21 protein-coding genes and 1 pseudogene are annotated in these 26,829 nt (G+C 67.4%); 17 read left to right on the top strand and 5 right to left on the bottom strand.

What is annotated here, in order from left to right:
* The first annotated feature begins 52 nt into the window (after positions 1-52).
* Entirely contained in the window at positions 53-1,312 is a 1,260-nt protein-coding gene (locus tag BLM15_RS15395; protein WP_236846315.1) for a c-type cytochrome, read from the top strand.
* Positions 1,313-1,432: 120 nt separating this feature from the next.
* On the opposite strand, the gene BLM15_RS15390 is transcribed toward BLM15_RS15395, so the two are convergent.
* Complete coding sequence (locus tag BLM15_RS15390) at positions 1,433-3,472, bottom strand: 4Fe-4S binding protein (RefSeq protein ID WP_126113581.1); 2,040 nt, start codon at positions 3,470-3,472, stop codon at positions 1,433-1,435.
* A 127-nt stretch (positions 3,473-3,599) separates the two neighbouring features.
* Here BLM15_RS15390 and BLM15_RS15385 point away from each other — a divergent pair, with 127 nt between their 5' ends.
* From BLM15_RS15385 to BLM15_RS15330, 12 genes are all read left to right on the top strand, one after another.
* Positions 3,600-4,343 carry a biotin/lipoate--protein ligase family protein gene (locus BLM15_RS15385; RefSeq protein WP_126113580.1) on the top strand — a complete coding sequence of 248 codons (744 nt, stop codon included), beginning with the start codon at positions 3,600-3,602 and terminating at the stop codon, positions 4,341-4,343.
* Positions 4,340-4,891, top strand: a complete 552-nt coding sequence (locus BLM15_RS15380) for a DUF6505 family protein (RefSeq protein WP_126113579.1) — start codon at positions 4,340-4,342, stop codon at positions 4,889-4,891. The genes BLM15_RS15385 and BLM15_RS15380 overlap by 4 nt, the downstream gene beginning before the upstream one ends.
* Positions 4,888-5,898 carry a DUF6352 family protein gene (locus tag BLM15_RS15375; RefSeq protein WP_126113578.1) on the top strand — a complete coding sequence of 337 codons (1,011 nt, stop codon included), beginning with the start codon at positions 4,888-4,890 and terminating at the stop codon, positions 5,896-5,898. The genes BLM15_RS15380 and BLM15_RS15375 overlap by 4 nt, the downstream gene beginning before the upstream one ends.
* Before the next feature lie 10 nt (positions 5,899-5,908).
* Entirely contained in the window at positions 5,909-6,415 is a 507-nt protein-coding gene (locus BLM15_RS15370) for a DUF3305 domain-containing protein (protein WP_126113577.1), read from the top strand.
* A complete protein-coding gene (locus BLM15_RS15365; protein WP_126113576.1) occupies positions 6,415-7,131 on the top strand; it encodes a DUF3306 domain-containing protein in 717 nt (238 codons plus the stop codon). Before BLM15_RS15370 ends, BLM15_RS15365 begins: the two co-directional genes overlap by 1 nt.
* Positions 7,132-7,236: 105 nt before the next feature.
* Entirely contained in the window at positions 7,237-8,025 is a 789-nt protein-coding gene (locus BLM15_RS15360; protein ID WP_126113575.1) for a Cro/CI family transcriptional regulator, read from the top strand.
* A 23-nt stretch (positions 8,026-8,048) separates the two neighbouring features.
* Positions 8,049-8,243, top strand: coding sequence for a formate dehydrogenase (locus tag BLM15_RS15355; protein ID WP_126113574.1), 195 nt, complete (start codon positions 8,049-8,051; stop codon positions 8,241-8,243).
* 13 nt (positions 8,244-8,256) lie between these two features.
* Positions 8,257-11,235 carry a formate dehydrogenase subunit alpha gene (locus tag BLM15_RS15350; protein WP_126113573.1) on the top strand — a complete coding sequence of 993 codons (2,979 nt, stop codon included), beginning with the start codon at positions 8,257-8,259 and terminating at the stop codon, positions 11,233-11,235.
* Positions 11,236-11,249: 14 nt separating this feature from the next.
* Complete coding sequence (fdh3B, locus tag BLM15_RS15345; protein WP_126113572.1) at positions 11,250-11,846, top strand: formate dehydrogenase FDH3 subunit beta; 597 nt, start codon at positions 11,250-11,252, stop codon at positions 11,844-11,846.
* Positions 11,847-11,932: 86 nt separating this feature from the next.
* Positions 11,933-12,937: a formate dehydrogenase subunit gamma gene (locus tag BLM15_RS15340; RefSeq protein ID WP_126113571.1), complete on the top strand. Its 1,005-nt coding sequence runs from the start codon at positions 11,933-11,935 to the stop codon at positions 12,935-12,937.
* A 94-nt stretch (positions 12,938-13,031) separates the two neighbouring features.
* Positions 13,032-13,562: a molybdopterin-guanine dinucleotide biosynthesis protein B gene (gene mobB, locus BLM15_RS15335; protein WP_126113570.1), complete on the top strand. Its 531-nt coding sequence runs from the start codon at positions 13,032-13,034 to the stop codon at positions 13,560-13,562.
* Between the two features lie 2 nt (positions 13,563-13,564).
* Positions 13,565-14,818, top strand: a complete 1,254-nt coding sequence (locus tag BLM15_RS15330) for a molybdopterin molybdotransferase MoeA (protein ID WP_126113569.1) — start codon at positions 13,565-13,567, stop codon at positions 14,816-14,818.
* Positions 14,819-14,870: 52 nt separating this feature from the next.
* Here BLM15_RS15330 and BLM15_RS15325 read toward each other — a convergent pair whose 3' ends face one another.
* From BLM15_RS15325 to BLM15_RS15315, 3 genes are all read right to left on the bottom strand, one after another.
* Positions 14,871-15,641 (bottom strand): TIGR02186 family protein, encoded by a 771-nt coding sequence (locus tag BLM15_RS15325; protein WP_126113568.1) that lies wholly within the window; start codon positions 15,639-15,641, stop codon positions 14,871-14,873.
* Complete coding sequence (locus tag BLM15_RS15320) at positions 15,638-16,570, bottom strand: sulfite exporter TauE/SafE family protein (RefSeq protein ID WP_126113567.1); 933 nt, start codon at positions 16,568-16,570, stop codon at positions 15,638-15,640. The genes BLM15_RS15325 and BLM15_RS15320 overlap by 4 nt, the downstream gene beginning before the upstream one ends.
* 227 nt (positions 16,571-16,797) lie before the next feature.
* Entirely contained in the window at positions 16,798-20,193 is a 3,396-nt protein-coding gene (locus BLM15_RS15315; protein ID WP_126113566.1) for an SEL1-like repeat protein, read from the bottom strand.
* Between the two features lie 368 nt (positions 20,194-20,561).
* Here BLM15_RS15315 and BLM15_RS15310 point away from each other — a divergent pair, with 368 nt between their 5' ends.
* The 4 genes from BLM15_RS15310 (at position 20,562) to BLM15_RS15295 (ending at position 26,633) form a co-directional block, all read left to right on the top strand.
* On the top strand, positions 20,562-21,017 hold the full coding sequence (locus BLM15_RS15310) for a MerR family transcriptional regulator (protein WP_126113565.1): 456 nt from the start codon (positions 20,562-20,564) through the stop codon (positions 21,015-21,017).
* Between the two features lie 260 nt (positions 21,018-21,277).
* Positions 21,278-23,074 (top strand): acyl-CoA dehydrogenase C-terminal domain-containing protein, encoded by a 1,797-nt coding sequence (locus BLM15_RS15305; RefSeq protein WP_126113564.1) that lies wholly within the window; start codon positions 21,278-21,280, stop codon positions 23,072-23,074.
* Positions 23,075-23,208: 134 nt separating this feature from the next.
* On the top strand, positions 23,209-24,417 hold the full coding sequence (locus BLM15_RS15300; RefSeq protein WP_126113563.1) for an acetyl-CoA C-acetyltransferase: 1,209 nt from the start codon (positions 23,209-23,211) through the stop codon (positions 24,415-24,417).
* Positions 24,418-24,428: 11 nt separating this feature from the next.
* Positions 24,429-26,633, top strand: a complete 2,205-nt coding sequence (locus tag BLM15_RS15295; protein ID WP_126113562.1) for a 3-hydroxyacyl-CoA dehydrogenase NAD-binding domain-containing protein — start codon at positions 24,429-24,431, stop codon at positions 26,631-26,633.
* Here BLM15_RS15295 and BLM15_RS15290 read toward each other — a convergent pair.
* Positions 26,634-26,801, bottom strand: a pseudogene (locus tag BLM15_RS15290) (LysR family transcriptional regulator); the annotation flags it as partial.
* Positions 26,802-26,829 lie beyond the last annotated feature (28 nt).

Genomic DNA, 26,829 nt, shown 5'->3' with positions numbered 1-26,829 from the left:
TCCGTCAGCGCTCCGCGCTGCCACCTTCTCCCCCAAGGGGAGAAGGGCTCGCGTGGCGCTTTTTGCGCTTTTCATTGCAGCGTTTCCGGCCTCTGCCCAAGAACTGCGCGGCCATGGCGGGCCGGTGCGTGCCGCCGCGGTCTCGGCCGATGGGGCGGTGGCCCTGACCGGCTCCTTCGACCAGTCGGCGATCCTCTGGGATCTCTCCCGCGGCAGCGCGATCAAGGTGCTGCGCTTCCATCAGGGGGCGGTCAATGCAGCGGTGTCCGTCAACGGCGTCGGCTTCGCCACCGGCGGCGAGGATGGCAGGATCGCGCTCTGGCGCGGCGATGCGCCCGAGCCGGCCAAGGTCATCGACGGGCATAAGGGACCGGTCGCGGCGCTGGCGGTCTCACCGGAAGGGCAGTATCTCGCTTCCGCCTCCTGGGACGGGACGGTTCGGGTTACCGCGCTCGCCGATGGTTCTGCGCGCGTGCTCGAAGGCCATCAGGGGCCGGTCAATGGCGTCGCCTTCGCTCCGGGCGGCATGGTCGTCTCGTCAGGTTATGACGCGACCTTGCGGCTCTGGCCCGCCGATGGCGGCGCGCCGCTGATCGTCACGACGCCGGCGCCGCTCAACGGCGTCGTCGCCGCGCCCGATGGCGAGATCGCGGTAGCCGCCGCCGACGGCCGCCTTCGCCTGTTCGGGCAAGATGGAGCCCAGCGTGCCGAGATCGCGGTCGGCGAGACGCCCTTGATTGCGCTCGCCATCTCCCCCGATGGCGCGACGATTGCTGCCGGCGGCTTGCGTGGCCAGGTCGCGCTGATCGACCGCAGAACGCGCACTATCCGCGCCACGCTGGTCGGACCGGGCCTGCCGGTCTGGTCGCTCGCCTTCCTGCCGGACGGCAGGCAATTGCTTTCCGGCGGCGCCGACCGGCTGGTCCGGCGCTGGAACGCCGTCACCGGCGAGCATGTCGGGGCGGTGGTGCCGCGTGCCGGCGAGGATGCGCTTGCCGCCTTCCAGGGGGAGCGGGGCGCCCAGGTGTTCCGTGCCTGCGCGGCTTGTCACACGTTGACGCCAGCGGACGGCAATCGGGCCGGCCCGACCCTGCACGGCATCTTCGGTCGCCGCATCGCAACCGCGCCCGGTTACGCCTATTCCGAGGCGCTCAAGGGCATGGACATCGTCTGGAGCAAGGACAGCGTGGCGAAGCTGTTCGAGATCGGCCCGAACGCCTACACGCCCGGCACCAAGATGCCGGAGCAGACGATCGGCTCGGCCGAAGACCGACAGGCCCTGGTCGACTGGCTGGAGAAGGTGACGCGCTGAAAGGCGAGCCCTGCCGTCATGGTCGGGCTTGTCCCGACCATCCACGTCTTCGCTTCACTGATCGAGCGTGGTGTCCAAGACGTGGATGCTCGCCACAAGGGCGAGCATGACGGGCGAGCGCTACCCCAGCGGATCCTCGCCCCGTTCCGCTCGCTCGCGCAGATAGTCGTCGGTGGTGCGCACCGGCGGACGCTGCGGCGAGAGGTGCGGGTCGAAGCTCTCATTGACCACCGCCTCGACCCGGCAATCCTCGCACATGCGCAGGATCGAGGCGCGCTTGGCCCCTTCGCCGGCAAACATCCAGTGCTTGTTCTCGAGCTTGGCCGCGATCTTCTCGATCGTGCTGCGGACGCCGAAGGGCTTGGCGCAGGCGATGCAGTGGAACGGCTCCTCCTGCTTGACGATCCGGCGGCCGCCCTTCCAGGCGTCGAAATCGATGCGCGGCTCCAGTGTGATCACCTTCTCCGGGCAGGTCGCGGCGCAGAGCCCGCACTGCACGCAGAGGTCTTCCTGGAAGGTGAGCGTCGGGCGTTCCGGATTGTCGCCGAGCGCGCTGACCGGGCAAGCCGAGACGCAGGCCAGGCAGAGCGTGCAGCCATCGGTGTCGACATAGATCGTGCCAAAGGGCGCGAGCGGCGGCATAGGGATCGCTGCGGCCGGCGCCGGCGCGACGGCATGCATCTCGCCGATCACCTGCCGCAGCAGCGGCCGCCCGGCGCCCATCGGCCGGAAGCGCGCGGGCTGCGCGGCACTCGTGCCGGGCGCGACCCTCGTGAGGGCGGCGGCCAGCTGATCGGGGTCGTCGGTCTCAATCAGCGTAGCGCGGGCCTCGCCATAACCGAGCGCGCCGGCCAGCGCGTTGGCGTAGTCGAGATTGCGCGTGAGGCCGGATATGTCGTGCTTGGGCTTGTCCCGGCCGAGCACGCGGATGGCGGCGGCGCCGAACGCGAGTGCCGCCGCGAAGGTCTCCAGCCCGATCTGCGTGATCTCGTTGACGCGTAAAGGAAGCACGCGTGCCGGCAGGCCGGCGCCGTGGCGGGCAAGCGCTTCGATCAAGGGCTCGCCGTGGTCGCCGTCATGCAGGAGCACGACCGGCTCGCGCCCGCCCGCCTCGGCATAGGTGACGAGCAGGGTCCGCAGCTTGCGGAGCAGCGCATCGGCCGGCGGCAGCGTATAGGTCACCGCGCCGGTCGGGCAGACGGCGGCGCAGGCGCCGCAGCCGGCGCAGATCTCGGCGGAGATCGCGACATGATCGCCCGCCGGGGTGATCGCGCCGGTCGGGCAGAGTTCGAGGCAGCGCGTGCAGCCTGTCTTCTGCGAGCGCGCATGGGCGCAAAGCCCCTCGTTCAGGGCGACATAGGCCGGCTTGTCGAACTCGCCGACCAGCCCGCTTGCCTGGAAGGCAAGCCGTTCGACTGCGGCCGCATCGCGCGGATCGGCGCGCAGATAGCCGGCACGGAGGTCCCCAGCGGGGAAGAGCGGCGTGCCGCCGGAGATGTCGATCACGACGTCGCATTGCGAGATCGCGCCATTGCGCGGCGCCTCGAAGACGAGCTTGCCGCGCGAGGAGGGGCTAGGGGCGGCGTAGTCGTTGACGGTGAGCTCGAAGGCGCCAAGCCAGCCGTTCGCCTGCGCGATCGTTCCTTTCAGCACCGGGAATTCGTCGGTGCGCGGCGGCGCGATCTCGCCGGGGCGCGACAGCAGCACAGTAACGTCGAGATGCTCGGCGAGGCGATGCGCCAGGGCGATCGCGACCTCGTCGCGGCCATAGATCAGCGCGACGCCCTTGCTGGTCAGCGTGGTGAAGGAGGCCGGCGGCAAAGGCTCGCTCGCGGCAGCGAGGAGGGCGGCCATCTTGGGGCCGGCGGCCTTGGCTTCGTTCGACCAGCCGGCCGCCTCGCGGATATTGGTGAAGAGGAGATCGCCGGCATAGTCGAGGTCGGCGGCGATCTCTTCGAAGAGTGGTGCTTCCTGCGTACAGGCAACGGTGATTGCGTCGCTCTGCCCGAGCATGGCGCGGAAGCGCTCTACCTGGCTGCGGCAGAGGTGGCGGTGCTCGCTGATCTCAGCTCCGCTACAGCCGCGCCGCAGCGCCGCGCCATCGAGCGGCATCGTGTCCTCGCACGAGCAGACCATCAGCGTGCGGGCAACATCGGTCATCGGGCAGGCATCCTCATGATCGCGGCAGCGTCTTTGGTCGCGCTTGCGATAATCTCATCTTATATGGAATTGGAATGGCTCCAAAGAAGCAAGCCTCTCCCTTGGGATGAGACGTAAGGCGTGGGCGATGGCGGCAGGGCCTATCAGGCAGGACGATCTCAGGCGCGAGCCGGTGCTGCCGCCGGGGTTTTCGCTCGTTACCTTGCGCGAATCGGGCGACGCCTTCGCCCATGCGCAGGCGATTGCGGGGGAGGCCGGCGCCGCGACCCTGGTCTGGGTGCGACGTTTCGACATCGTCGAGTTCGCGGTGGTGCTGGAGCCCGATGCCATCCTCGCCGAGGCCAGGCTCGCCCATTACCTCGCCATGAACGCGCTCGCCGACGCGCTTAGCGTCTATTCGCCGCCGAAGCGGCCGCTTCTGTTCCGCTGGCCGGATGCGCTGACCTATGATCTCGGCCTGATTGGCGGCGGTCGTCTCGGCTGGCCGGCGGAGTGTCCGGAGAACCAGGTACCGGACTGGCTCGTCTTCGGCGCGATGGTCCGGGCGACGACGATGTCGCCCTTCGAGCTCGGCCAGACCGGCGTCGGCATGGCCGAGGAGGGCTTCGAGGAGGTCGATGCCGTCGATCTGATCGAGGCCTTCTGCCGCCATCTCATGCTCGGCGTCAGCTATTGGCAGGAAGAGGGCGCCAAGGCGGCAGCGAGGCGCTGGCTCGACCGACTGGAGAAGGTCGTGGGCGTGCGCCACGGCATCGAGCCGAACGGTGATCTGATCGCGACCTCGCAGTTCGGCATCGAGCGCCGGAGCCTCACCGAGGCGCTGGCGAAGGTCGACTGGCTCGACCGCGACAGCGGAGCGCCGAAGCTGTGAGCGCCCTCAAGCTCCCGCGCGCCATCCGGCTCGACCCGTCGGATGGCTTCGTCTTCCGCAAGGCGGCTGAGCCGGGCGAATGGCTCGTCAGCGGCTCTTTCCTGTTCACGCCCGAGAGCGTCTCCGAACTCGACACCAAGGGGCGCGTTGCCTTCCGCTCCGGCTTCCTCGGCATCGACAGCTTCGGCTGGAGCACGCTCGCGGTCGTCACCGACGTGACGGTGGAGGAACGCGAGGAAGCCGTTGCCCAGCTTGCGACGCAACTCGTCGACAAGCTCGGCGCACCCGACCTCGATACGGCGCGGGCTGCTGCCGAAGAAGAGATCGCGTTTGCCGCCTCGCTCTGCGATCATCCGGCGCAGACGCTGCTCGCTTTGCACCGCACGCTGGAGGAGGGCGAGATCCGCGAGCGCTTCCGGACCTTGATGCCGCGCGGCGACATGCCGAAGGATGTTTTCCGCGCCTTCGAGTTCGTCGAGACCGATGGCGAAGACGAGCCGCAGGAGCAGGTCGACCTGATGCAGCTGATGAAGGGCGCGCCGCGATGACCCATTTCTGGGCGAGCTCCGGCCATCTCCTGCTCGACCGCGAGGAGGGTGGCGGGCTCGTCGTCACCGATGATTTCCTGAAGGCCTATCTGGCGCGGCCGGAAGTGCTGCCGCCGGAGGAGGCCTGCGCGGCCGAGCGGGCGCTGCATGCCCGGCTGATGGCGGAGCCGCAGGCCGAGGTCGCGGAGCGCGAGATCGCCGCCATCGCCGATGCCGATGCGCGCGAGAACTGGCGCTTTCTGCTCGGCTGGCGCGAGCGGCTGCTGGTGGCGCCGACCTTACAGGCCGCCTATGCCGGGATCATCCGTGGCGGCGTCACGGGCATCCCGCCCGTGTTCCTCGACCAACTCGTCCACGTCATCCTGCGCGCGGCGCTCGACGAGGAGAGCGATCCCTTCGTGGTGCGCGCCGCCGAATGCCTGTTCCGGCCGCAGCGGGCCACCCTCCACGAGAATACGATCCTGCTCGCCGATGCCGAGATGATCGAGGGGCATGAGACCGACCGGCACGCCTCGCCGCTGCTCGCCATGCTGGGCGGACCTGCGGTGACTTCGCTCGACATCCTCAAAAAGGCCGATGCTGATCGCTACTGGCAGCGTTCGGACGCCTTCGACATGGTGCTCGATCTCGGCGGCAAGCCCTCCGGTCGCGCCGCGCTTGGCAAGGCGATCGCGCACTGGATCGGGCAGGTTCATGGCTTTTCGGTTGAGATCGAAGCCGTCGAGAATGTCCTCGACGCCAATTGGCGCTGGTTCGTCGGCCTCGATGCGCAGGCAACCGCGATCGGCAATGCGCTCTGGAAGGGCGAGACGCTCGATGAAGACAAGGCCTCGCGCCTGATCGCGCTCTATCGACTGACGCTGCCGCCGGAGGTGCCGGTGCTGCCAGCGGCCAAGGGAGCGCCTATCTATCTGATGCTGGCGATGGACGGCGACCGGATCGTCCGGATGAAGCCGCAGAACCTGGTGGCCGGCCTGCCGCTCGCGGTGCACGAGATGGCGAACTGAGGACGAGGCCATGCAGCAGCATCACGAGGTCGGTGTCGTGGTCGAGCGGCGCAAGCTCGATTCGCCCTGGGCCGATCACGTCTGGGCGCCGATCGCGGTGCTGCCCGAGCCGCCGCCGCTCGCGCCCTGGAGCCGGCTGGCCGGCGATGACAAACGTGAGCAGTTCTATCTCGGCTCGGCCGTGCTGACGCTGCACTCGGTCGACACCGCTCATTTTCGCGAGAATTTCGCGACGGGCCAGGCTAGGCTCTGGGTCGCCGTCAGGCCGACCGGGATCGAGCCGGCGCTGGAGCTGGTCGGCGTCACTGCCGACCCCTCCGAGGGCGAGGTCTTCCTGGAGAATGTCGACGACATCGTCGAGGCCGTGCCGATGCCGGCCGCGATTGCTGAGGCCGTGCTAGCCTTCTTCGAGGCGCATCATGTCGAGCGCGAGTTCATCAAGCGCAAGCGCACCGAGCACGATCCGCGCAAGGGCGGATTGCGGCCGCGCCCGGGCATCGAGCGCGGAGAGGACTGATGTCGCGCCCCGACGACGAGGATCGTGAGGAGGGCTTCCTGGGGCGCTGGGCACGCCGCAAGAAAGAGGCTCAGCAACCAGCTCCGCCGGCTGCCGAGCCGACACCGATCACCACCGAGCCTGTTTCGGAAACTGCCGCGCCTGCCCCTGAACCCGAGATGGTCGAGCCACCCTCGCTCGACCTGATCGACAAGGATTTCGACCTCGCGCACTGGCTGAAGCAGAACGTGCCGGAGGAGTGGAAGCTCAAGGCGCTGCGGCGCGCCTGGGAGAGCGATCCGATGATTTCCAGCTATCTCGACCCGGCCCGCGACTACGCCCTCGACTGGAATACGCCGGGTGGCGCGCCAGGCTACGGGCCACTCAGCGAGTCGGATAATGTCGAGGAGATGCTGTCCAGTATCTTCGGCAAGCCGCCGGAACCCGCCGCCGAGCAAGGCGAAGCGGTGCGTAATGACGTCGCAGTTGTTCAACCTTCGTCTAATGACGAGATCAGGTCCGATTCTGCTGCGCCGCAGCAGGGTTTGGCATCGACGGCTGATGATCTCCAGCCGGTGCGGCTGAGCGATGGGGGTGTTTCCCGAAAATCTGCTGAAAATGCTGCTGAAACAGGTGGTTCTTCAGGTGGCAATTCTGTTGCAGTGCAAAAAACGCCCGAAATTCCGCCGTCCCAGCAGCGGGCCAGGCGACGCGGCGGTGGTGCGACACCGCTCTGAGTTTCAGTTGAGAACAATTGCAATCTAGAGCGATAAGGTCTCATTATCACCGCGTGTACCAGCACGTCCGAACGTGCCGGTGCGGGATTGGAGACGCCTTCGTTTATGCGAGACCAGGCTCTGGAGCGGGCGATCGGAGCGGCCGGCGGCGTACGTGCGCTGGCGCGGGCGGTCGGCGTCTCGCAGCCGGCGATTTCCAGCTGGAAGCGCGTCCCGGCCGATCGCGTACTCTCCGTCGAGACTCTCACCGGGATTTCGCGCAGCGAACTCAGGCCCGACCTCTATCCGCACGAACCGATCGTTTCGCCTGCTGCCGCCGAGATCGACGAGATCGATGCCGCCCGCGCCGACGAATTCGAACTGATCGGCGCGCTGCTCTGGCGCGCCCCGACGATTGAGACCCTGACTGCCCTGCAAGGTCTGCGCGGTGATGCCTCGCCGCTTGGCATGGCTCATCTGGCGCTGGCGGAGGCGGCCGCGGAGGCGAGCCCCGAACAGGTTCGCGACGAGTTCTTCCAGCTCTTCATCGGCGTCGGCCGTGGCGAGCTCCTGCCCTACGCCTCCTATTACCTCACCGGCTTCCTGCATGAGCGCCCGCTCGCTCTGGTGCGCGAGGACATGGGCAAGCTCGGCCTCGCCCGCGCCGAGCGCGTCGGCGAGCCCGAGGACCATGTCGCCGTGCTGATGGACATCCAGGCCAAGCTGATCCGCGGCGAGGTCTCGGGTGAGGGGGTCGACGAGGCCTCATTCTTCGCGCGCCATATCCGGCCCTGGGCCGACCGCTTCTTCGCCGATCTCGAAACCACTCCGGCAGCGCGCTTCTACCGCGCCGTTGGCCGGGTCGGCAGCCTCTACCTTTCGATCGAGACGCAGGCCGCGAGCCTGCCCGCATGACTTACGGCACGGAGGAGACGACGATGTCGCAAAAGAACAAGGATGCGGGGCTCGACCGCCGCAACTTCTTCAAGGCGCTCGGCGCCGGCGCGACCGCAGCCGTCGCCCCCGTCGCGGTCACGCCTGCCGCCGCCGTCGATCCCGGCAAGGAGGAGACGAAGGCGCGCTATCGCGAGAGCGAGCACGTCAAAGACTTCTACCGCGTCAACCGTTATTGAGGAGGCCGGCGTCATGCTGATCAAGCGCAAATCCGCCGACGTCCAGCGCGGCCGCCTGCAGAGCGCCCTCGGGGGCCTTGCCTCCGGCGTGATGGACCGCCGCTCCTTCCTGCGCCGTTCCGGCCTCGTCGCTGGTGGCGTCGCGGCTGCCGGCGCCCTGCAGATCGGTTCCGTCCGCAAGGCCGAAGCTGCCGATTACGGCCCGGCGACCGGGACCAAGGTCGTCAAGAACATTTGCACGCACTGCTCGGTCGGCTGCACCGTCCGCGCCGAGGTCGCCAATGGGGTCTGGGTCGGCCAGGAGCCCGCCTGGGAAAGCCCGATCAACCGCGGCAGCCATTGCGCCAAGGGCGCCTCGGTGCGCGAGCTCGTCCATGGCGATCGGCGCATCAAATACCCGATGAAGCTGGTCGACGGGCAGTGGCAGCGCCTGTCCTGGGACCAGGCGGTCAGCGAGATCGGCGACAAGATGATGGAGATCCGCGCCAAGTCGGGCGCCGATTCCGTCTATCTGCTGGGCTCGGCCAAGTTCTCCAACGAAGGCTCTTACCTGTTCCGCAAGTTCGCGGCCTTCTGGGGCACCAACAACGTCGACCACCAGGCGCGCATCTGCCACTCGACGACGGTCGCGGGTGTCGCGAACGTCTGGGGCTACGGCGCCATGACCAATTCCTACAACGACATCCGCAACTCGAAGACCGTGATCTTCATGGGCTCGAACGCGGCCGAGGCGCACCCGGTCTCGATGCAGCACATCCTGACCGGCAAGGAGCAGCAGCGCGCCAACGTCATCGTCTTCGACCCACGCCTGACCCGCACCGCGGCGCACGCGACCGACTATGTCCGCTTCCGCTCCGGCACGGACATTGCGGTGATCTGGGGCCTGATGTGGCACATCTTCCACAACGGCTGGGAGGACAAGGCCTTCATCGCCGCGCGTGTCCACGGCATGGACGACGTCCGCAAGGAGGTCGCGAAATACGATCCCAAGACGGTCGAGGACATCACCGGCATTCCGGGCGAACAGCTGAAGCGTGTCGCCCAGACCTTCGCGACGGTGAAGCCGGCGACCTTCGTCTGGTGCATGGGCGTGACCCAGCACTCTGTCGGCACGGCGAACGTCCGCGCCATCTGCACCCTCCTGTTGGCGACCGGCAATGTCGGCTCGAACGGTACCGGCGCCAACATCTTCCGCGGCCACTGCAACGTCCAGGGCGCGACCGATTTCGGCCTCGATATCTCGAACCTGCCTTGCTATTACGGCCTGGTCGAAGGCGCCTGGCGCCATTGGTCCCGTGTCTGGGGCGTCGATTACGACTACTTCGTCTCGCGCTTCGACGAGGTGCCGGCCAAGGGCGGCCGCGCCGCCCGTACCCGCAAGCAGAACATGGAGACCTCGGGCCACACCTCGACCCGCTGGTTCGACGCTGCGAACCTGCCGGCCGAGCAGGTCGACCAGAAGGACAACCTCAAGGCCATGTTCGTCATGGGCCATGGCGGCAACACCATCCCGCGCATGCCCGATGCGGTGAAGGGCCTCGAGAAGCTCGAATTGCTCGTCGTCTGCGATCCGCACCCGACCAATTTCGTCTCGCTCGGCGGGCGCAAGAACGGCACCTATATCCTGCCGGTCTGCACCCAGTTCGAGACCTCGGGCTCGCGCACCTGCTCCAACCGCTCGGTGCAATGGGGCGAAAAGGTCGTCGAGCCGATCTTCGAATCCGCCAGCGACTACGCGGTCATCTACAAGCTCTCGCAGAAGCTGGGCTTCGCCACCGAGATGTTCCGGCCCTACGAGATGGTCCAGGGCAAGATAGGGCTGGAGCCGACGGCCGAGTCGATCCTCAGGGAGATCAACCGCGGCGGCTGGTCGACCGGCTATACCGGCCAGTCGCCCGAGCGCCTCAAGCTGCACATGGCGAACCAGGACAAGTTCGACATCGTGACGCTGCGCGGCGCCAAGGGCTCGCCCGTCGAGAACGACTTCTACGGCCTGCCCTGGCCGTGCTGGGGCACGCCCGAATACAAGCACCCCGGCACCCACATCCTCTACAACACCTCGCTCGCCGCGAAGGATGGCGGCGGCACCTTCCGCCCGCGCTTCGGCCTGACCCGCGAGCGCACGCTGCCTGATGGCAGCAAGGTCGAGGATACCCTGCTCGCCGAGGGCGGCTCCTACTCCCTCAACTCGGACATCAAGGACGGCTATCCCGAGTTCACCATGGGCGTGCTGAAGAAGCTCGGCTGGGACAAGGACCTGACGCCGGCGGAACTGGCCACCATCTCCTGGATCGGCGGCAACAACATCGACGCGGTCTCCTGGTCGATCGACCTGTCGGGCGGCATCCAGCGCGTCGCGATGGACCATGGCTGCGTGCCCTATGGCAACGGCAAGGCCAGGGCCAATGCCTGGAACCTGCCCGACCCGGTGCCGACCCATCGCGAGCCGATCTATTCGCCGCGCGTCGACCTCGTGGCGAAGTGGCCGGCCCGGCCGGACGAGCGCACGCTGCGCATCCCCAACCTGCACACATCGGTGCAGAAGGCGGCGGTCGAGAAGGGCATCGCCAAGTCCTTCCCGATCGTGCTGACCTCCGGCCGGCTCGTCGAATACGAGGGCGGCGGCGAGGAGACGCGCTCGAACAAGTGGCTGGCCGAATTGCAGCAGGACATGTTCGTCGAGATCAACCCGGCGGACGCGGTCGCACGCGGCATCAGGGACGGCGCCATGGTCTGGGTGACCGGTCCGGAGAACAATTCCAAGGCCAGGGTCAAGGCGCTGGTGACCGAGCGCGTCGGCAAGGGCGCCGCCTTCATGCCCTTCCACTTCGGCGGCGTCTTCCAGGGTGTCGACCAGCGCGGCAACTACCCCAAGGGGCTGGACCCGATCGTGCTCGGCGAGTCCGTCAACACCATCACCACCTATGGCTATGACCCCGTGACCGCCATGCACGAAGGCAAGGTCACGCTCTGCCAGATCGCGGCGGCGTGAGGAGGAACTGAACCATGGCCCGGATGAAATTCCTCTGCGACGCCGATCGCTGCATCGAGTGCAACGCCTGCGTCACCGCCTGCAAGAACGAGAACGACGTGCCCTGGGGCATCAATCGCCGGCGCGTCGTCACCATCAATGACGGCAAGCCCGGCGAGCGCTCGGTCTCGATGGCCTGCATGCATTGCACGGACGCGCCCTGCGCGGCGGTCTGCCCGGTCGACTGCTTCTACACCACGGCGGATGCCGTGGTGTTGCACAACAAGGATCTGTGCATCGGCTGCGGCTATTGCTTCTACGCCTGCCCGTTCGGCGCTCCGCAATATCCGAAGGTCAGCAACTTCGGCTCGCGCGGCAAGATGGACAAGTGCACCTATTGCTCCGGCGGCCCCGAGGTCGACCTCTCGCCGGCCGAGTTCCAGAAATACGGCTCGAATCGCCTCGCCGAGGGCAAGCTGCCGCTCTGCGCCGAGATGTGCTCGACCAAGTCGCTGCTCGCCGGCGACGGCGAGGTGATCGCGCAGATCTACAAGGAACGCGTGGTCAAGCGCGGCTACGGCTCGGGAGCCTGGGGCTGGCAGACCGCCTACCGGGAAACCATCACGATCTGAGCTGGGGGAGGGGGGCGCATCACGGCCTGAAAAGGTCGGGTGCGTTCCTCCCCAGTCAGATACCGCCTTCGCGAAAGGATGCCGCAATGTCGCTCCGCGCTCACCTCCACTTCCTCGTCGCGGCATTGCTGCTGGCCATCGCGGTCGGCTTCGCCCAGCCTGGCGCCGCCCAGCAGGTCAATCCGACCGCCGATTCGGTCAAGGAGAAGCAGTTCCTCGACGCGCTGAAGGGTAACCCCTCCGCCGAGCTGCAAGGCCGTATCACGATCCCCGACACCAAGGCGGCGACGCTCGAGCGTCCAGCCGGGCGCGAATGGCGCGTCTTCCATCAGAACACGATGACCAGGATCGGTGCGGTCGCCGTGCTCGGCATGCTGATCCTGCTGGTCGCCTTCTATCTCTTCCGTGGCCGTATCCGGATCGAAGGCGGCCCGTCCGGGCAGACGCTGACGCGCTTCAACGGCTTCGAGCGCTTCGTCCACTGGCTGACCGCCGCCTGCTTCATCGTGCTGGCGCTGTCCGGGCTCAACGTCACTTTCGGCAAGTCGCTGCTGCTGCCGCTGATCGGCCCGGAGGCGTTCACCAACATCTCGATCGTCGCGAAATGGGCGCACAACTACCTCGCCTGGCCGTTCATGCTCGGCATCGCCCTGATGTTCCTGGTCTGGATCAAGGACAACATACCCGGCATGATCGACGTCCGCTGGTTCGCGGCCGGCGGCGGCATCGTCGGCAAGGCCCACCCGCCGGCGAAGCGCTTCAATGGCGGCCAGAAGATCGTGTTCTGGACGGTTGTGCTTGGCGGCGCGGCGCTTGGCGTCTCCGGCATCTATCTGCTCTTCCCCGCAACCGCCGGCGGCGTGCTCGACCTGCAGTTCTGGAACGTGGTCCACGGCATCGTCGGCGTGCTGATGGTCGCCGCGATCCTCGCCCACATCTATATCGGCACGATCGGCATGGAGGGCGCCTTCGACGCGATGGGCTCCGGAGAGGTCGACCTCAACTGGGCCAAGGAGCACCATTCGCTCTGGGTCGCCGATGAGGTGCGCAAGGGGCACGTTACCGGCGGCAAGCTGCAGCCGGCCGAGTGAACTTTCGCCGCGCTTGACCGGCTGAACCGATTTGCACGATGACTGCCGGGCGCCTCTTGCGCCCGGCTTTGTCTTTTTGGGGATGTCCTTGTCGATGCGTGTGATCGGACTGGCGGGCTGGAGCGGGGCCGGCAAGACGACCCTCCTCACCAGGCTGATCCCGGAGTTCAACCGCCGGGGCGTCACGGTCTCGACGATCAAGCACGCCCATCACGCCTTTGACCTCGACACGCCCGGCAAGGATTCCTGGGCTCATCGGCAGGCCGGCGCCTCCGAGGTGCTAATCTCGTCGGCGAAGCGCTGGGCGCTGCTGCATGAATTACGCGACGAATCCGAGGCAACGCTGCCGGAGCTGCTGGCGCGGCTCTCTCCCGTCGATTTCGTCATCGTCGAGGGCTTCAAGCGCGACCCGCACGCCAAGCTTGAGGTCTATCGCGCCGCCAACGGCAAACCGCCACTGCATCCGGATGACCCGAGCATTGTCGCGATCGCCAGCGATACCGCTTTTCCGAATGCCGGCCGGCCGGTGATCGGGCTCGACGATGTCCCGGCCATCGCCGATTGTCTGTTCGCTGAGGCGCAGCCGCTCGATGCCGTGCTGGCGCGGGCAAAAGGGGATCTCTGACGATGGCGCAGCTCAGCGCGGATGCCGACGCCTTCGGGCCGATGCTGACGATCGAGCAGGCGGCCGAGCGCGCCGCTGGGCACATCGTGGCCGTGGCCGGCATCGAGACGATACCGCTTTCCGAGGCCGACGGGCGCGTGCTGGCGCAGGATGTGATTGCTCCGGTCGATCTGCCGCCTTTCGCCAATTCGGCGGTCGACGGTTACGCGGTCCGCTTTGCCGATCTGGCGGCAACGGGAGAAACACGCCTGCCACTGTCGGGCCGGGTCGCGGCTGGCGTTGACGCTGCTGGCGTCACGACCACAGGGATGGCGGTGCGGGTTTTCACTGGTGCGCCGATGCCTGCCGGTGCCGAGACGGTCTTCATGCAGGAGGACGTCGTAGCGGAGGGCGGCGCGGTCGTCCTCCCGGCTGGCCTGAAGCGCGGCGCCAATGCTCGCCCGGCTGGCGAGGATATCGGGCGCGGCAGTCTCGCGCTCGCCGCCGGCCGGGGGCTGCGCCCGCAGGATCTGGCGTTGCTCGCCGCGCTCGGCCTGACTAAGGTCGTGGTGCGCCGCCGTGTCCGCGTGGCGATCTTCTCGACCGGCGACGAGCTCAACGAGCCTGGCACGGCCCTGCCGCCAGCCGGCATCTACGACGCCAATCGCAGCCTGTTGCGCGCGATGGTGGCGCGCGTCGGGGCGGAGGTCGTCGACCTCGGCATCCTGCGCGACGAACCTGAGAGCCTTGCCGCGCGGCTGCTCCAGGCGGCGGAAAACTGCGACCTGATCCTGACCTCGGGCGGCGTCTCGACCGGCGAGGAGGATCACGTCAAGGCGGCGGTGGAGCGCGCCGGCGAGCTCGCCTTCTGGCGCGTGGCGATCAAGCCCGGCCGGCCCGTCGCGATGGGGCTGGTCAGCGGCACGCCCTTCATCGGCCTGCCCGGCAATCCCGTCGCGGTCTTCGTCACCTTCGCCTTCGTCGCCCGGACGGTGATCGCGCTTTTGTCGGGGACGACGCCAGTGCGGCTGCATGGCCTGCCAGTCAGGCTCGGCTTTCCCTACAAGAAGAAGGCGGGGCGGCGCGAATATGTGCGGGTCACGCTTGTACCGGGAGCCAATGGCATCGCGGTGGCGCAGAAGCACCCGCGGGACGGGGCCGGCGTGCTGACCTCGTTGACCGAGACCGACGGGCTGGTTGAGCTCGCCGACGACCTGACGAGCGTCACTGAGGGCACGATCGCGCCCTTCCTTGCCTATGAGATGTTGACCGGCTGAGCGAGAGCCGGATCCGATCAGGTTGGATCATCTTGATCGGTAAAAACGGTTTCTAGTCGCGCCGGAAGATCACGGTCGCAAGCCAGCCGAACAGCAGCGCGAGGACAGCGGTCGCCAGGCCATAGAGCAGAGGCCGCTCATGCGCCGCCGACGCCATGCTCTGTTCCGCGCCGGTCTTCACCACTTCGAAATTGGTGGTCTGGCGCGCCAGCACCGAACCGCCGGCATAGAGCAGGATCTCGACCTCGTAAGGGCCGGTCGGCGCCGTCGCGGGGATCTTGATCTGCGAGCTGAACAGGGCTGGCGACAAGAAGGTGACACCGCGCTCGTCGAGCAAGTAGAGCTGCTTGCCCTGGAGGGTTCGGATCAGCGCATCTCGATAGCGGCCGATATCGAAGTCGAAATCGAAGCCAGCCTGCGAGCGTTGCGCGTTGGCGAGGCCGATCCGGTCGCGTCGCGCTGCGTCCTCCGACAGGATCTCCTTGATCGGCCGGTTGGTCGCGACGGAGAGATAGATCGAGCGGTCCGGGAAGCGGCGCTGGCTGCGGTTGATCCAGATTGGCCCGACACGCTCCTTCTCGCGCACGATCAGCATGCGCTGCGGTCCGCGCACGGTGACGACGATGTCGTGGGGGTCGGCGCGCGCCACGGAGCGGCCATCGCGCTCGACCAGGCCGAACACGGCGAGCTGGTCGCCGGTGAAGTTGGAGGCGATCGCGATCCGGTGGGTCGACAGGGCTGCGATCAACGTCTCGGCTTTCACCGGTACGCTGGCGAGCGCCGCCAGGCAGGCCGTCGTCAGGGCGAGCGCCGCGCGTCTCATCGCTGCGCTCCTTCCGGCACGACCACCGAATAGGGCTCGTTCGGCGGCAGGAAGAGCTCGACCCCAAAGCGCAGGCCGACCGAGAGGATCAGCAGTGCCAGCAGCAACCGGAACGACGAGACGTTGAGGTTGCGCGCCGCCCGGCCGCCGAACTGCGCGCCGATCACGCCGCCGACCAGCAGCAGCATGGCAAGGATGATGTCGACCGATTGATTGGTGACCGCGTGCAGCACCGTCGCGCCGGACATGGTGACCAGGATCTGGAACAGCGAGGTGCCGACCACCACCGCCGGCGGAATCCGGAAGAAGTAGATCAGCGCCGGCACAAGCATGAAGCCGCCGCCGACACCGAGCACGGCGCCGATGAAGCCGATGATGACCGCGAGGCCCGCGATCGGAATCGCGCTGGCATAGAGCTGCGAGCGCGGGAAACGCATGCGCAACGGCATGCCCATCCAGGGCGGGTGCGAGCCGGCCTCGCGCCGCAGCCGTGTCGGCTTGCCGGCCCGGTCGCGCATCGCGGCGCGCACCGCGTCGAACAGCATCAACCCGCCAATCAAGGTGAAGAGCGTGACATAGGACAGGGTGATGACCAGTTCGAGTTGGCCGAGGCGCCGCATCGAGTTGAAGAACAGCACGCCCATGATCGTGCCGAATAAACCGCCCGCGACCAGGATGCCGCCGAGCTTGAAGTCGAGCGCATTGCGCCGCCAATAGGTCAGAACGCCGGTCATCGACGAGCCGGCGACCTGGGCAGCCACGGTCGCGACCGCGACCGCCGGGGGAATGTCGAGGAAGATCAGCAATGGCGTCAAAAGGAAGCCGCCGCCGACGCCGAACAGACCCGAGATGAAGCCGACCGCGCCGCTCAGACCAAGGACGAGGAAAACGCTGATCGGCAGTTCCGCGATCGGGAGATAGATCTGCACTCTTCCAAACCCCGTCCGCCGTCGACGCCTTCACGCCAGGCATGGTCCGCAGAAGTGGACACCACTTTTGCGACGAGAACGTGCCCGATCTGCCATGCCGGCACGAATTCAGGCCGAACGGAACGCGCTGCAGCGTCGAAAGAGCGACGCTACAGCCGAAACCTTTTCAATTTGTGCAGCTCAGAGGAGTTCTCGGGCGCCTGCCGAACGGCATGCGCCACGACAGTTCAGCCGCGGCCGGGCTTCGCTGGCTTCTTGGCGGCGACCGGCTGCTCGTCCCAGCCCTTTGCCGGTGGCGTGACCTCGTTGGCGTTCGCCTCCAGCGGCTTCGGCTTCCAGCTCTCTGTCGCTGCCTTGGCCGCGGCGAGATCGCTCGCCGACAGCCGGCCCGCCACCTCGTCGCGCTTGCGTCCCGCATCCTCGTCTCCCTGGGCGGCGGCGATCGCGAACCAGCGATAGGACTGGCCGAGATCGGCCGGCGCGCCGAGGCCGCGGCCGAGCAGGATGGCGAGGTTGTACTGGCTGTCGCGCACGCCGTGCTCGGCGGCGCGGCGGAACCATTCGGTCGCCGTGGCGTAGTCCGGCTTGCCGCCGGCACCCTCGGCATAGAGCACCGCGAGATTGTGCATCGCCTTGGCGTTGCCGCGTTCGGCGGCGCGGCCATACCAGACCTTGGCAAGAGCCGGGTCGCGATTGGTGCCGATGCCTTTCTCGAACATGTTGCCGAGGCGGAACTGGGCGGGCGTGAGGCCGGCGACGGCGGCGCGTTCGAACAGGCGCAGCGCCAGTTTCGGGTCACGATTGGTTGGGCCGTCCGCCGCCTGGGCAGCGAGCTGGTAGACGGCGCGCGCATCGCCCGCGAGTGCGGCCTTGCGCAGGCCGGCGCTGCCAAGTGCGGCCGGCAGATCGCCGATGCCGGTGACGGTCTCGGTCGCCTCGGACGGGCTCTGCAGAGGCAGCGCGGCGACCAGGGAAGGTACCGTGGCCGCCGGCGTCTCTGGGCTCGCTGCCGGCAAGGTCGGTACAGGCGCGAACGCGGCTGCCTGTGCCGGTGTCGTGCCGATCTGCAGCGGTGGCAGGGCGGAATTCTGATCCTTTACCGGCGGAGCCGTAGGCTCGACCGGGGCGGACTGCGGCGTCGGCTGGATCGTCGGCGTCTCGGTGGGCGCGGCCTTGGAGGGGGCAGTCTGGATGCTCTCGTTCGCCAGTTGCTTCTTGGCGCTCTGCTGGACACCGGAGAAGACCTGCGCGGCACCGATCGCGAGCACGAGTGCAGCGAGGCCGAGCAGCAGCGGCCGCCGGCGCTTCTCCATGATCTCTTTGAGGCGCCCGCGGGAGGCAGGCTTGCCGGGCTTGGTCGCTTCGGCCGTGGCGGTCGGATTGGCGGAAGCTGCTTCGCTGGCGGCCTTGGCCGAGCGCCGTGCCGCGGCGATCAGGCTCTGGCGCACGGCCTGGGGATCATTGGCCTGCGGGGCGGGCGCATCGGGGCGCGGCCGGCCGGAGCCTGGTTCCAGCGGCAGATCCAGTCCGCCTGTGCGCGGCAGCCGTGGCTCGGCGGCGAAACGCTCGGCCATCATCGGCGCGGTGAGGGCAGGCGCCCTGGCGTCTTCGGCCTCGGCGGCCGCCTGAGCCCGGGGCGCCGCTGCGCTGCCACGCCGGCCGCGGTCGACGCCGAGCTCGGATTCGAGGTCGCCGAGGCGGCCGATGATGGTCTCCAGCGTCCGGTGCACGGCGCCGATCGCATCCTGCGTCTCGCGCCCGGCCGAGACATGGGTCTCGCGCAGGCCGGTCATGAGATCGCTGAGCTCGGACAGGCGGGGCGGCGCCATATCGGCCATCGCAGCTCTCGCAGCGCGCTCGGCGGTGACGGCGGTGTCCTCGCGCATGCTCTGCAGATGGACGACGAGATCCTGCAGCGTCCGCTCGATGCCGCTCTCGGCCGTGCGCGTCGCCGCCTGCTCGTCGAGGCGCCGCGTCAGGCCCGCGATCTGCTGTTCCAGCGCGTCGAAGGAATCCGAACCGGCGCCCGGCCGGCCAGCCTCGTCGATCTTGGTCGCAAGACCGCGCAGCATCTCCTCGACCGGCCGCATGTCGACCCGCGCCAGCGGGGTTCCGCCATCGTCGACCATGTGGGCGAGGGTGCTCGAAGCCGCGAGCTGCTCGACACGGCTGGTCAGTGCCTCGATCCGGTCGTCGAGCCGGCTCGGGGGTCTTTCGGCCAGGTGTTCGAGCTTGGCCACCAAGGCTTCGATGCGCTCGGCCAGCTCATTGGACGCCGGGCGCCCGCTGGCGTCGAGCTCGCCGAGACGGGCGATCAACTGGTCGACCTGGCCATCGATGACGGAGGTCTTCATCGCCGGCAGGGAATCGATCTTCTGGGCGAGTGCTTCGACCTGGCGCGACAGGGCCAGCAGCGGGCCGCTGTCGCCGGCGCGCTCGCGCAGGCGGTCGGCATGCAAGGTCTCGCGGACATCCTCGATCGCCAGCGACAGGCCATGCAGATCGCGCGTGTCCTCGCGCATGCGGCCGATATCCGACGTCAGCGCATTGAGCTGCAGCGAGAGATCGTCGAGCCGGCGCCCGTCGGTCGCCGAGACGATGTCTCGCAGCTCGGCGATCTCGCGCAGGATCGGCGCCACCGTCTGCCGGTCGCCGCCGCGCGTGGCGAGCGCGTCGACCTTGGCGGCGAGATGGGCGATCTCCAGCTCGAAGCGGTTGTAGCTTTCGTTGGAACGCGTCTCGGCCAGCCGGCCGATTTCGGATTCAATCCGCGCCAAAGGCTTGAGGACCGGATCGAGCCGGTCACGCCCGTCGAAGCGATCGAGCCGGGCGCCGAGCTCGCCGATCGCGCGCTCCAGTGGCCGGTAGGCGCCGCGCTGGTCTTCGGCGCGCGGCGCAGGCTGGGGGACTGGGGCGATCCGGTCACTGAGATGGCGCAAATCGTCGCGCAGGCTCGCGAGCGACGGCGCAGCAGGGCTCGGGCGGTCGAAGGCGGCAGCGCGCGCGTCGCCGTCGAGGGTGCGCTGGCGCGAGCGGATATCGGAAACGGCGGCGGCCAGACCGTCGCGGCTCAGCACCGGACGCGGCTGCTGCGCGACCGGCCGGCGGCTGGCCTCCTCGGCCCGGCGCTCCATCTCGACGAGTCGCTCGCTCATCGCCTTGATGGAATCGGCGATCACGGAGGTGGTGCGTTCCTGCCGCTCGACCGTGGCGCGCTCGCCGTGCGACAGGCGGCTTTCGGTGCGCTCCATCCACTTGGCGATCGAGTCGAGGGCGCTTGCTGTCCTGGCATTGCTGTCACGCGTCAGGCGCTCCGCCATCGCCGCCTGGGTGATGAACGCGTCCATGCGATCGCGCGCGATATCCGGCCTGGCATTGGCCGCCTGGGGTGCCGCGGCCGTCTGCATCCCACCCTGGGAAAGGCGGGCAAGGCGCTCCGACAGCGCGACGATGTCCTGCTCTTCCGCCTCGTTGACGACGGCATCGGGTTCGCCGGCCTCTTCGCGGATCTTGCTGTCGAGCCATTCGCCAAGCGTCATCCCGGCCCGGCGTGCAGCAGTCTTCGCCGCATCGCGTGTGCGCGGGTCGACGCCTTTGACGCTCCAGGGCAGGCTGGTCGCCATGTTACGTTCGCCTCGAGGGGCCGGTCTTGGCTTAGCGGGCGCGCAGCCCCCTCATGCGGCGGCGCCCCTGCGATCTCGGCATTCATGAACATCGGGTTGATGCGGCCGATGCTGGAGATCGCGGTACCGACTTTTCGCAGTCACGGTAAACAGAGCGTTAAGATCGGGGGGCTGGGCGTTAATTTTGTCCAAACATGTGCCACGACAGCCCGCCCGGGGCTCGATATAGACCGGGCATAACCGTAACTTACCCCCAGCCGGAGGCGGATAACGTGACGTAAGGGAGCCGCGCCCCTACATTGCCGGCAACGCAGGAGCGCCTTCCGATGGGGCAGGCAGCTCCGCCCCGCAACCCGCAAGGATCAGATATGCCGCGCCAAGGCTCAGCTCTGGCGGCCACACCGAGTCACGACGGCCGCTCTTCTCAGACGACGAACGACACCGAAGCCGGTGGTTTCACCATCAGCGATCTCGCCCGCGAGTTCGGCGTGACCCTGCGCACATTGCGCTTCTATGAATCGCGCGGCCTGCTCGCGCCGGCCCGCTCGGGCCTGACCCGGATCTACTCCGGCCGCGACCGCGCCCGCCTCGCGCTCATCCTCAAGGGCAAGCAGCTCGGCTTCACCCTGGTCGAGATCCGCGCCATGCTCGCCAACGAGGACGGCAAGGAGATCAAGGGCAAGGAGCCGTCCGCCTCGGTCGGTGGCCTGCAGCTCAGCCGCGGCCAGATCGCCGAGCAGCTCGAATTGCTGCGCAGCCAGCGCGTCGAGATCGAGGCCGCCATTGCCGAGCTCGAGACGACCCTCGCACGCCTCGACGCCTGAAGCCGCCCGGTCGGCTGACCGGCATACCGCTGAGATCACGATGCCCCGAACCTCGCCGGTTCGGGGCATTTTTCGTTTGCAAGCCGATCGCTGCTCGCGCCAATCTCTCCCGGCAGCGCTGTCCAGGCGAAAAAATTGACGTGGCCCCTTGGCAAGTTGCGACCAGATAGTTTATATATGAACTATTCCGAGGCGCCGCTGTCATATAGAGCCGGCAAGCTTCGTCCAAGATCGTTGTCAAAACGCCAGGGAGGGATGCGATGCCGGTTTACAAGGCACCCGTCGAAGACACGCTGTTCCTGCTCAACGACGTCTTCCAGTTCGAGCGCTACAACAACCTGCCGGGCTTCGCCGAGGCGACGCCCGATCTGGTCGAGGCTGTGCTCGGCGAGGGCGCCAAGCTCTGCGAAGAGGTGCTGCAGCCGCTCAACCATTCCGGCGACAAGGAAGGTTGCAAGCGCAACGACGACGGCTCGGTGACCACCCCGAAGGGCTTCAAGCAGGCCTATGAAGCCTACGCTGCCGGCGGTTGGGTCGGGCTCGCCATGGACCCCGAATATGGCGGCCAGGGCCTGCCCTATACGCTCGGCGCCATCATGAACGAGTTCTCCTCCTCGGCGAACATGGCGTTCTCGATGTATCCCGGCCTGACCATGGGCGCGATGGCCGCGCTCTATGTCCACGGCTCCGACGAGGTGAAGCGCACCTATCTGCCGAAGATGGCCGAAGGCACCTGGTCCGGCACGATGAACCTGACCGAGCCGCATTGCGGCACCGATCTCGGCCTGATCAAGACCAAGGCCGTCCCGAACGGCGACGGTACCTATGCGATCACCGGCACCAAGATCTTCATCTCGGCCGGCGAGCAGGACATCACCGAGAACATCGTGCACCTCGTACTCGCCCGCGTCGAGGGCGCGCCGCAGGGCGTCAAGGGCATCTCGCTCTTCGTCGTGCCGCGCAACGAGGTCGGCGCTGACGGCTCGGTCGGCGCGAACAACCACGTCTCCTGCGGCTCGATCGAGCACAAGATGGGCATTCACGGCAACTCGACCTGCGTCATGAACTATGACGGGGCCAAGGGCTGGCTGGTCGGGACCGAGAACAAGGGTCTCAACGCCATGTTCGTGATGATGAACGAGGCCCGCCTCGGTGTCGCGATCCAGGGGCTGGCCCAGTCCGAGGTTGCCTATCAGAACGCCGTCGTCTACGCCAAGGACCGCCTGCAGGGCCGCGCGCTGACCGGCGCCAAGAACCCCGACAAGGCTGCCGACCCGATCATCGTGCATCCGGACGTGCGTCGCACGCTGATGTCGATCAAGGCCTTCAACGAGGCGGCGCGCGCCTTCGTGCTCTGGAACGCGATCAAGTCGGACGTCGCCCACCGCTCGACCGACGCCGCCGAGCGCCAGGCCGCCGACGACCAGCTCGGCCTGATGACGCCGGTGCTGAAGGGCGTGCTCACCGATGTCGGCTTCGACAATGCGGTGAAGGCCCAGCAGATGTATGGCGGCCATGGCTACATCGCCGAATGGGGCATGGAGCAGTTCGTTCGCGATGCCCGCATCGCCATGATCTACGAGGGCGCCAACGGCGTGCAGGCGATGGACCTGGTCGGCCGCAAGCTCGGCCGTGACGGTGGCCGCGCCATCATGGCCTTCTTCAACGAGGTCGGCGCCTTCGTGAAGGAGAACGAGGCGGACGAGGCGCTGAAGCCACTGCTGGTTTCGCTCGCAACCTCGCTCGGCCATCTCCAGCAGGGGACGATGTGGTTCATGCAGAACGCGCTTGCAAAGCCGGACAATGCCGGCGCCGGCGCGCATGACTACATGCACCTGCTCGGCCTGGTCTCGCTCGGCTATATGTGGGTCAAGATGGCCAAGGTCGCGCAGGACAAGCTCAAGGCCGGTGCCAATGGCCAGGCTGAGCGCATGAACGCCAAGCTCGTCACCGCCCGCTTCTTCATGGAGCGTTCGCTGCCCGAGACCGCCGCGCATCTGGCGCGGATCACCACGGGAGCGGATTCGACCATGGCGCTGAGCGCCGAGCAGTTCTGAACGTGAACGCGATGCCCGGGCCTGGTCCGGGCATCTCTTGCAGAATTGCCTCGTCATGAAATGGTCGGGTCAAGCCCGACCATGACGGCGGGGACCGAAACGAGCCGCAATTGCGGCCAGCCCGGGAGGCCTTGATGGCTGACGCCTTCATCTACGATCACGTCCGGACACCGCGCGGCAAGGGGAAGGCCGACGGTTCGCTCCACGAAGTCACCGCGATCGAATTGGGCACGCAGACCCTGCGCGCCATCAAGGAGCGCAACAATCTCGACACCAAGCTGGTCGAGGACGTCGTCTTCGGCTGCGTCGATCCGGTCGGCGAGGCTGGCGCTGACATCGCCCGCACCGTCGCGCTGAAAGCCGGCTACGGCAGGGAAGTGCCGGGCGTGCAGATCAACCGCTTCTGCGCCTCGGGGCTCGATGCGGTGAACCTCGCTGCGGCGCAGGTCATGTCCGGCCAGAAGGAGATGACGATCGGCGGCGGCGTCGAGAGCATGTCCCGCATCGGCATGGGCGCCTCGGGCTTCGGCATCGCGGTCGACCCCTCCGTCGCGATCGACACCTATTTCATGCCGCAGGGCGTCTCGGCCGACCTGATCGCGACGAAGTACGGCTTCTCGCGCGACGACGTCGACGCCTATGCCGTGCGCTCGCACAAGCGCGCCGCAGCCGCCTGGCAGGCCGGCCATTTCAAGAATTCGGTGATCCCGGTCACCGACGTCAACGGTCTGATCATCCTCGACCGCGACGAGACCATCCGCCCGAACACCGATATGCAGGCGCTGGCCTCGCTCAAGGCCTCCTTCGTCCAGATGGGCGAGATGGGCGGCTTCGATGCGGTCGCGACCGCGGCGCATCCGGATGTCGAGTTCGTCAACCACGTCCACCATGCCGGTAATTCCTCGGGCATCGTCGACGGCGCCGCCGCTGTGCTCGTCGGCTCGAAGAAGGCCGGCAAGGCGTCGGGCCTGAAGCCCCGCGCCCGCATTCGCGCCTTCGCCACCACCGGCTCCGACCTCGCGCTAATGCTGACCGGTCCGGTCGACGTCACCGAGCTCGTCCTGAAAAAGGCCGGGATGAGCGTCAAGGACATCGACCTGTTCGAGCTGAACGAGGCCTTCTCCTCGGTCGTGCTGCGCTATCAGCAGGCCTTCGACATCGACGACGCCGTGCTCAACGTCAATGGCGGCGCCATCGCCATGGGCCACCCGCTTGGCGCCACCGGCGCGATGATCCTGGGCACCGTGCTCGACGAGCTCGAGCGCACCAACAAGCAGACCGCGCTGGTCACGCTCTGCGTCGCCGTTGGCATGGGCGTCGCCACCATCATCGAACGGGTTTGAGGAGAGACACGATGAACCTCGTCAATTTCCGCTTCGAGACCGACGCCGACGGCATCGCCACCCTGACCTGGGACATGCCCGAGCGCTCGATGAACGTCATCACCCCGCAGGTGATGGAAGAGCTCAATCAGGTCGTCGACAAGGTCGCTTCCGATGAGGCGATCAAGGGCTGCGTCATCGTCTCCGGCAAGGAGGCCTTCTCCGGCGGCGCCGACCTCACCATGCTGCAGGGCCTGCGCGACCTCTACGTCAAGCTCGCCAAGGAGCAGGGCGAGCAGATCGCGATGCAGCGCTTCTTCGACGAGAGCCGCAAGCTCAGCCAACTCTATCGCAAGCTCGAAACCTGCGGGAAGCCGTTCGCCGCGGCGATCCATGGCGTCTGCCTCGGCGGCGCCTTCGAACTCGCGCTCTCCTGCCAACTGCGCGTCGTCTCGGACGATGCCTCGACCCGCGTCGGCCTGCCCGAGATCAAGGTCGGCCTGTTCCCCGGCGCTGGCGGCACCCAGCGCGTCTCGCGCCTGATGCAGACCGGCGACGCGCTGCAGATGATGTTCAAGGGCGACCAGATCAAGGCGCTGCCGGCCCGCAATTCCGGCCTCGTCCATGCCGTTCTGCCGCGCGACCAGATCGTCGCCGCCGCCAAGGAGTGGCTCAAGGCCAACCCGCAGGCGAAGCAGCCCTGGGAAGACCCCAAGTTCAAGCTGCCGTCCAACAAGGTCCATTCGCCGGCCGGCATGCAGATCTGGCCGCCGGCCAGCGCGATCTATCGCCGCGAGACCAACGACAACTACCCGGCGGCCCGCGCCATCCTCAGCGCGGTCTATGAGGGCCTGCAGCTGCCGATGGACCTCGCCCTCAAGGTCGAGAGCCGCTATTTCGCGAAGATCCTGCGGACGAAGGAGGCGGCCTCGATGATCCGCTCGCTCTTTGTCTCGATGCAGGAGCTCAACAAGGGCGCCCGTCGCCCGGCCGATGTTCCGGCCTCTAAGCTGAAGAAGGTCGGCGTCATCGGCGCCGGCTTCATGGGCGCGGGCATCGCCTATGTCACCGCCAATGCCGGTATCGAGGTGGTGCTCGTTGATCGCGACATCGAGGCGGCCGAGAAGGGCAAGGCCTATTCGCACAAGCTGGTCACCGACCAGATCACCAAGGGCCGTGCCAAGACCGCCGATCGCGACGCATTGCTCGGCCGGATCAAGGCCTCGGCCGACTATGCCGACCTCAAGGGTTGCGACCTGGTCGTCGAGGCCGTGTTCGAGGATCCCAAGGTCAAAGCCGAGGTCATCGCCAAGGTCGAGGCCGTGGTCGGTCCCAAGACCATCTTCGGCTCCAACACCTCGACGCTGCCGATCACCGGGCTCGCCGAGCACAGCGAGCGCCCGAAGAACTTCATCGGCATCCACTTCTTCTCGCCGGTCGAGAAGATGCTGCTGGTCGAGATCATCATGGCCAAGAAGACCGGCAAGAAGGCGCTCGCCATGGCGCTGGACTTCGTTCGCGCCATCAAGAAGACCCCGATCGTCGTTAACGACACCCGCGGCTTCTACGCCAATCGCTGCGTCGGCAACTACATCCGCGAGGGCCACCTCATGCTGATGGAAGGCGTGCCGCCGGCGATGATCGAGGCCGCCGGCAAGCAGGCCGGCATGCCGGTCGGCCCGCTCTCGCTCAATGACGAGGTCGCGGTTGACCTCGCCTACAAGGTGCTGAAGGCGACCAAGGCGCAGCTCGGCGACGCCTCGGTCGATCCGGCGCAGGAGAAGCTCCTGGCCGAGATGGTCGAGAAGCATGGCCGCCTCGGCCGCAAGAACAGGAAGGGCTTCTACGACTATCCGGAAGCCGGCCCGAAGCGGCTCTGGCCCGGCCTCGCCGAGCTCACCAAGAACAAGCTCGAGCCCGAGCTGGTCGACATGGACGAGCTGAAGCACCGCCTCCTGGTCACGCAGGCGCTGGAGGCGGCCAAGACCTATGAAGAAGGCGTCGTCACCGATCCGCGCGAGGCCGATGTCGGCTCGATCATCGGCTTCGGCTTCGCCCCCTATAGCGGCGGCACGCTGAGCTACATCGACAATATGGGTGCGGCCGCTTTCGTGAAGCTCTGCGAGAGTCTGGCCAAGAAGCATGGCGAGCGCTTCAAGCCGAACCGGCTGCTGAAGCGCATGGCCAAGACCGGCGAGAGCTTCTACGGCAGCGCCGAGAAGAAGGCCGCGGCCTGATCAGGCGAAGAGCCGCTCCTTCAGGAGCGGCTCCAGCCAGTCGGCGAAGACCTTGAGGCGGCGCGAGAGGTGCTGCCGATGCGGATAGAGCAAGGCGACCGGCTTCGGTTCCGCCCTGTGCCCCGGCATAACTTCGACCCGCTTGCCAACTGCCAAATGCGCGGTAACAACCTGGGGAAGGTGGAGCGCATCTATC

This window comes from Bosea sp. Tri-49, assembly GCF_003952665.1.
In the GTDB taxonomy this organism is placed as follows: Bacteria; Pseudomonadota; Alphaproteobacteria; order Rhizobiales; family Beijerinckiaceae; genus Allobosea.
The sequence above is the reverse complement of the archived record's forward strand: the minus strand, read 5'-3'. Positions and strand labels throughout refer to the sequence as shown.